Source organism: Paraburkholderia sp. (assembly GCF_026225065.1).
Classification (GTDB): Bacteria; Pseudomonadota; Gammaproteobacteria; order Burkholderiales; family Burkholderiaceae; genus Paraburkholderia.
Genome location: NZ_JAMFSB010000153.1, coordinates 1 through 6,546 on the forward strand (window position 1 = coordinate 1; position 6,546 = coordinate 6,546).

The following is a 6,546-nucleotide window of genomic DNA, read 5'->3' on the forward strand; positions in this document are numbered from 1 at the left end:
CGGCAAGCAGTTCGACGTCACGCGTGAGCGGATCCGCCAGATCGAAAGCAAGGCGATGCGTAAGCTGATGCATCCTAGCCGCGCGGATCGACTGAAATCGTTCCTCGACCGGTAAATGGGTAAGTTAAAAAAGGGCTCTGGTTGTTGAAACCAGGGCCCTTTTTCTATGACGTCGGCAGATCGATCAAAGAACCGGAAGCGTAAATCTGCTCCTCGATTCGTCAGGGGGAATTCTCCAAGGCAGTGCGCTTACGCGAATCTCCCGAGCACGGCCCAAAAGCATCTTGCGTATCGAGGACTACGCGATACCCCACGCGCGGCACCGTTTCCAACCGCAAGCCCCATTCGGATTCCAATATCCTGCGCCGTACCGCAGACACAAGGCGTTGCAGTGAGACGCCATCTGCCTCGGCATCGCCGAACACATAGCCAATCAGCTCATCGCGCTGTACGACGGTTCCGGCATTGCGCAGCAGGCATTCCATCAACAGGTACTCGCGCCGCGTCAAAGGCAGCTCCGTGCCACCCGCGCCAATCAGGCTGCGCTTGGTGCGAGAAAGCACCGGGCCGCCAGCCGAAGACGACAACGACGACGCGACCGGCCTGAGCATTTCGGCATCCACTTGCGCACCATCACGCCACAGCGCATGCAATCGCGCCTCCAGTTCAGCGTACTCATAGAGCCCGGTAAAACACACATCGGCGCCCGCATACAGCGCATCGACCCGCGCATCCTGATTGTCCGGCGTGTCGATGATCACCAACACGGTATGAGCCGGCCGAGCCACCATCGCGCGTGCTGCGTCCGTAGCATCGCCAAGCGTAAGCACAACCACCGCATCAATATGTTCGACTGCCACCAGATAGGCAGCATCAACAACGCGCTCGACGCTCGACACGCTATGATTCGCTTCGATCAGCGCAGCGGCCAGATACTCGGCACGTGCCCCGCTTCCCACACACAAGATGCGCATGACATCACCCGCTCATAGGCCGCGACGCTCGGGCCAGCAATCGAGCGCAACACAGGTGCCCGGATTGGCATCCTCCAGCGCCAGCCTGAAATCATGCAGACGAGCGACCGCCTGCACGACCGAAAGACCCAGCCCCGAGCCCGGCGTGTCGCGCGTGCGCTCGCTGCGATAGAACCGTTGCAGCACCGCGAGCCGTTCTTCGCTCCGAATCCCAGGACCGTCATCGCGCACCGTGATACGCGGTCCTTCCGCACATTGCCGCACCCCGATCACCACCGTCCCGTCTTCAGACGCAAACTTGATCGCGTTATCGACGATGTTGACCAGCGCTTCGTACACCAACGGATAATCGGCGCGCACGGGAAGCACGGGCTGCAGATCTAGTTTTAACTCGACGTTCCTCGCGGCGGCAACAGGCGCATAAAGCTCGCCCACCTGCCGGCACAAAGCATGCATGTCCGTATCGCTGAACTCCGCGCGACGATGCAATGCTTCGATCTCCGAAATACGGAGTATCGCGGCGAAGCGCTTGAGCACTTCGTCCGTCTCCTGCCCGGCTAGCTGCACACGTTGCGCGTCTTTATCCTTGAGCGCAGTGAGTTCGATACGCGCAAGCAGCGACCGGATATGAATGAGCGGCGTACGCAAATCGTGAGCAATCCCATCACACGCGCTCTTGACCTCGTTCATCAGGCGCGATATTTCGTCGAGCATATGATTGACGATCTGCGACAACCACGCGAGTTCATCGCCGCCGCGCTCCGGCAAACGCGTATTCAAATTGCCTTGCGCAATCAGATTCGCGAGACGGCGCATCTCCTTGATACGCCGCAGTTGCACAGCCGAAAACAGAACGCCGAAACCGAGGCCCCCCAGCAGCGCAATCGCCCCACTCCATGCAATGCCGCCCAGCATGTAATCGCGCAAGCGCGTCATCTCGTCCACGTCACGGGCTATCACCAGCACATCGCCATCGGCAAGCCGTGCGGCCTTGGTACGCATGTATTGCGGCCGCTCGATGTCTCGCGATGTCAGTTGCGGTCGAAACCAGACGCCATCCCCATCGGGTTGAACAACGGCCGGGCGCGCGGCGATATCGCCCTTGAGGTGCTGGCCATCGGGCGCAAACACACCGTAGTAGTTAACCGGCCGGTGGATCGTCGTCCTGATACGCGCATCGATCTGCTCGAGCATGAGATTGCGAGGCAGTGCCGCGAAGTACTGGAATTGCCAGTTGATGTTGTAATCGGCCTGGGTCGCCGTGTAGTTCGCAGAGCTACAGTAGTTAACCCACACGAGGCCCAACACAGAGCCGGCAAATACCAGCGCGTAGATCATCAGCAGGCGGAATATCGTGCTGCGCCACAAGCTCATTGTCATGGCCTAGCCCAGCATGTAGCCCGATCCACGCACGGTCTTCAGCAACGGACGCATGCCTGCGAGATCGATCTTCCGGCGCAGCAAACCGACGTATACCTCGATCAGATTGGTGCCCGGATCGAAATGCATGTCCCATACGGACTGGAAGATCATCGTGCGAGTCAGGATCTGCCCGGAGTTGCGTGCGAAGTATTCAAGCAGTTTGAATTCCACCGGCGGTAGCGCGACCACATGCTCACCGCGTGTCGCCGTGCGGGCAATCAGATCGATCTCGAGATCGTCGACGCGCAGCACCGTGGACGCAGCTTGCTGCCGACGTCCGCGCCTGCGTAGCAGCACTTCGATACGCGCCTTCATCTCTTCCGCGGAAAACGGCTTGGGGATGTAGTCATCGCCGCCTGCAAGCAGACCGCGCACACGCTCGTCGACATCGGACAACGCGCTGATCATCAGGACCGGCGTCTCGATGCCCACGCCGCGGATCGTCTTGAGAATCGTCAGCCCATCGATGCCGGGCAGCACGCGGTCGAGCGTAATGACATCGAACTCGTCGTGCACCGCACGCGCGATGCCGTCCTGTCCGCTCATTACCCACTCCACCTCGAAACCGGCGTCGCATAGCGTATCCACGATGTCGCGCCCGACAATGCGATCGTCCTCAATCGTCAAGATTTTTGCCATGGTCTGCATGGCCGGCGTTATGGAGGCCGGCGCCAGGAAAGCGAACCCGCAGTATCTCAAATGCGCTGCAGTGCAACATGAAAGATCCTTTAGGTAAGCATCCATGCGACCCCATCACTCGTTAAACAAACCTTAATCTTTGCCAAGCGAGCGTCCGCAATCACGTTGCGAAGATGTGAATGCACCGCATGCAGAGGGCACTACAAGCGCCTGTCTCGCTGTGCGGAACCATTCACTTCCCTCAAAGGTTGCCACTCATGAAACGCACACTCGCCACGCTGTTGCTTACCAGCACGGTTTCCCTGCTCGCCTCTACTGCCCATGCTTCTCCCGCTCAAATTCCTTCACAGGGTTTGACACGGGAACAAGTGAAGGCGCAGTTGTACCAAGCATTCTTGAACGGCACGACCGCCGCTGACGAGAAGACGTCCTATCCGTCACCTCCCGAGGACCGGGCAGAAATCGCGGCGCAGCGTGTCAAGGAAGCACGCGTGGATCCCGCCTATGCGAACTTCGGCAGGTAAGCGCTCGCGCGCCATCTGCCTTCGAGGCCGCATAATCACGGTTGCGCGCCGGCATGCATGTTCTGCATGCCGGCTCTACGTCGGGGGTTCACCGTTAGCGGTTGCGACGTCGTGATGCCGTCGTGCACCTGACACCTTGTCATCCTGCCAATCCGGGGCTTTACCTGAGGCCCTGTCCGGGCAGACTCACAAGAGGGACGCAACATGAATATGCGCACGAAAGACTTCACCACTCCCGCGGCGTGCACCAACCTGGAATGGTGGCGTAGCGCGGTGATATATCAGATTTACCCCCGCTCTTTCGCAGACTCGGACGGTGACGGTATCGGCGATCTGCCGGGCATCACGGCAAAACTGCCATACCTGGAGCGTCTTGGCATCGACGCCATCTGGCTGTCGCCGTTTTATCTCTCGCCGCAGGCGGATGCCGGTTACGACGTCGCCGACTACCGCGTCGTCGATCCGTTATTTGGCACGCTGGACGACTTTGACCACATGCTCGAGCAGGCGCACGCGCTAGGCATGAGGGTGATCGTCGATCTGGTGCCCAATCACACCTCCGATGAACACGCCTGGTTTCAGGCCGCGCTGCAATCGCCGCCCGGCAGCGCCGAGCGGGCGCGTTACCTCTTTCGCGACGGCAAGGGCGAGCACGGCGATTTGCCTCCGAATAACTGGCAGAGCGTGTTCGGCGGTAATGCGTGGTCGCGTGCGCCGGGAGACACGCAGTGGTATCTGCACCTGTTCGATCGCAAGCAGCCTGATCTGAACTGGGATCACCCCGAAGTCCGTTCGGAGTTCGAAGATGTGCTGAGGTTCTGGCTGGATCGCGGCGTGGATGGTTTCCGCGTCGACGTCGCCCACGGCCTCGTCAAGGCGCCCGGGTTACCCGACTGGGCCGGTCAGGCCGCGATGGTGGAAGGCACCGAGGGCGGCGATGACAATCCGGGCCCGATGTGGGATCAGGAGGGCGTGCACGAGATTTACCAGAGCTGGCGCCGCCTGCTGGACAGCTATCCCGGCGAGCGCATGATGGTGGCGGAGGCATGGATCGCGCCGCAGGACCGGCTCACCCGCTACATTCGTCCCGATGAAATGCAGCAGGCTTTCAATTTCGACTATCTGCTGACCCACTGGGATGCGGCTGAAATCAAGGCTGTCGTCGACAGTTCGCTGGCCGCTTCGGCAGCAGTCGGCGCACCCACGACCTGGGTGATGTCCAACCACGACTCCGTACGTCACACGTCGCGCTATGGCCTGAGCAAACCGGGCGCTCGTCCTAAAGGCATCGATGCGAACAGCGAGCAGCCAGACGAAGCGCTAGGACTGCGCCGCGCACGCGCCGCCGCTTTCCTCACGCTCGCGCTGCCGGGATCGGCATACGTCTACCAGGGCGAGGAACTGGGTTTGCCCGAGCACACCACACTCGAGGCGTGTTATCGGCAAGACCCAGCGTTTTTCCGCACCAATGGCGAAGAAATCGGGCGCGACGGCTGCAGGGTGCCATTGCCCTGGCTAGCAGACGCACCCTCCTTCGGCTTCGGACCAGGCGAGAAAAGTTGGTTGCCGCAGCCGGACACTTTCGCGCGCTATGCGGTGGATCGCCAGGACGGTGTGTACGGTTCAACGCTGGAACTGTATCGCCAGCTTCTGCAATTGCGGCATGACTACAGGCTCGGCAATGGCCAGTTGCGGTGGCAGTCTGGCGATTCGTCAGATGTGCTGAGCTTCGACAACGGCACGCTACGCGCGGTGATTAATCTGGCGATGCGACCCGTCACATTGCCGTCCGGCAGGCTACTACTTTCGAGCGAACAGCGGGACGCGTCGGGACGCCTGCCTGGCAACGCGGCGGCGTGGCTGGCTTTACGCTAAGGCCAAGATGAAGGCTAAAGCAAAGAGGCAACTAACTCCACCGGAGAGATTGCCTCTTTAGAATATCTTCCCCGGATTCAAGATCCCGTTCGGGTCGAGCGCGGCTTTCACGGCACGCATCGCGGCAACATCCGCATCGCTGCGCGTGAACTCAAGATACGCTTTCTTCTTGGTGCCAATGCCGTGCTCGGCGGAAACCGATCCGTGGAATTCGCGCGTAACGTCGTAGATCACGTCGTCAATCTCGCCATGCAAGGTCTTAGCTGCCCCTGGCACGTCCACAACGATATGGATGTTGCCGTCTCCCAGGTGACCGTAAATCATCACCAGCGCCTGCGGCCAGCGCTCACGCAAACGGACGTCGCATCGCTGAGCGACATCGCCAACATTGCTGATCGAAAAGCTCACGTCGAACGCAGCGTGATTTGGAATGAACTTCGGATACTCGCCCGGCGCATCACGGATAGCCCAGAACGCAAGCGCGTCCGACTCCGACACCGCCAGCGCCGCATCGCTGACTGTCTCCGCCTCTAACATGCGGCCCAGAAATTCCTCAAACGCTTGCGCATGCCGTACCGGATCACCGCCTACGCTCTCGAGCAGCACGTAAAACGGATACCGCTCCGCCACGGGCGCACGAAGTTCAGGCAGATTCGCAAGCGCCGCGTCGTAGTAGCCGGCCCACATCACCTCGAAAGCGGAAACGCCAGCCGCCAGCCCCGCCTGGGCCTCTTCAAGCAACTTCGTCACCGCGCTGTATGACGGCAGCGCGCACCATGCAGTCGCGACCGCCCGAGGCCGCGGCCTCAGACGCAGCACCGCACGCGTGACGACACCGAGTGTGCCCTCGCTGCCGATCAGCAGGTTCCGCAGATCGTAGCCGCTATTGTTCTTGATCATTTTGTGCAGCGCGCCTACCACTTCACCGTTTGCCAGCACCGCTTCGAGGCCAAGCACCTGATCGCGCATCATGCCGTATTTGATGACGCGGTTGCCGCCCGCATTCGTCGCGAGATTGCCGCCAATCGTGCAACTGCCGCGCGCTCCCAGATCGAGCGGGAAGTAAAGATCCGCGTCGAGTGCAGCCTCCTGCACGACCTGCAACGGCGTAC

7 protein-coding genes are annotated in these 6,546 nt (G+C 60.7%); 3 read left to right on the forward strand and 4 right to left on the reverse strand.

Annotation, left to right across the window (positions count from 1 at the left end; all coding sequences use genetic code 11):
* On the forward strand, window positions 1–115 hold a 115-nt coding region (locus M0954_RS11765; protein ID WP_297353353.1), incomplete at its 5' end, for a sigma factor-like helix-turn-helix DNA-binding protein.
* Window positions 116–221: 106 nt separating this feature from the next.
* Here the strand turns inward: M0954_RS11765 and M0954_RS11770 are convergent.
* The 3 genes from M0954_RS11770 to M0954_RS11780 are packed head-to-tail and all read right to left on the reverse strand — an operon-like array spanning window position 222 to window position 3,035.
* Entirely contained in the window at window positions 222–974 is a 753-nt protein-coding gene (locus M0954_RS11770; protein ID WP_123386991.1) for a winged helix-turn-helix domain-containing protein, read from the reverse strand.
* A 12-nt stretch (window positions 975–986) separates the two neighbouring features.
* Window positions 987–2,354 carry a HAMP domain-containing sensor histidine kinase gene (locus tag M0954_RS11775; RefSeq protein ID WP_122157938.1) on the reverse strand — a complete coding sequence of 456 codons (1,368 nt, stop codon included), beginning with the start codon at window positions 2,352–2,354 and terminating at the stop codon, window positions 987–989.
* A gap of 3 nt (window positions 2,355–2,357) precedes the next feature.
* Window positions 2,358–3,035 (reverse strand): response regulator transcription factor, encoded by a 678-nt coding sequence (locus tag M0954_RS11780; RefSeq protein WP_122159457.1) that lies wholly within the window; start codon window positions 3,033–3,035, stop codon window positions 2,358–2,360.
* Window positions 3,036–3,292: 257 nt separating this feature from the next.
* On the opposite strand from M0954_RS11780, the gene M0954_RS11785 reads away from it, so the two are divergent.
* Both M0954_RS11785 and M0954_RS11790 read left to right on the forward strand, forming a co-directional pair.
* Complete coding sequence (locus M0954_RS11785) at window positions 3,293–3,559, forward strand: DUF4148 domain-containing protein (protein WP_297353346.1); 267 nt, start codon at window positions 3,293–3,295, stop codon at window positions 3,557–3,559.
* 204 nt (window positions 3,560–3,763) lie between these two features.
* A complete protein-coding gene (locus M0954_RS11790; RefSeq protein ID WP_297353348.1) occupies window positions 3,764–5,434 on the forward strand; it encodes a glycoside hydrolase family 13 protein in 1,671 nt (556 codons plus the stop codon).
* A 57-nt stretch (window positions 5,435–5,491) separates the two neighbouring features.
* On the opposite strand, the gene M0954_RS11795 is transcribed toward M0954_RS11790, so the two are convergent.
* A partial coding sequence (locus M0954_RS11795) for an FAD-binding oxidoreductase (protein ID WP_297353350.1) occupies window positions 5,492–6,546 on the reverse strand: 1,055 nt, incomplete at its 5' end.

Bases quoted from the DNA above. Each gene is read 5' to 3' on its own strand.
- M0954_RS11770 (WP_123386991.1), bottom strand. From the start codon at position 974: ATGCGCATCTTGTGTGTGGGAAGCGGGGCACGTGCCGAGTATCTGGCC.
- M0954_RS11775 (WP_122157938.1), bottom strand. From the start codon at position 2,354: ATGACAATGAGCTTGTGGCGCAGCACGATATTCCGCCTGCTGATGATC.
- M0954_RS11780 (WP_122159457.1), bottom strand. From the start codon at position 3,035: ATGGCAAAAATCTTGACGATTGAGGACGATCGCATTGTCGGGCGCGAC.
- M0954_RS11785 (WP_297353346.1), top strand. From the start codon at position 3,293: ATGAAACGCACACTCGCCACGCTGTTGCTTACCAGCACGGTTTCCCTG.
- M0954_RS11790 (WP_297353348.1), top strand. From the start codon at position 3,764: ATGAATATGCGCACGAAAGACTTCACCACTCCCGCGGCGTGCACCAAC.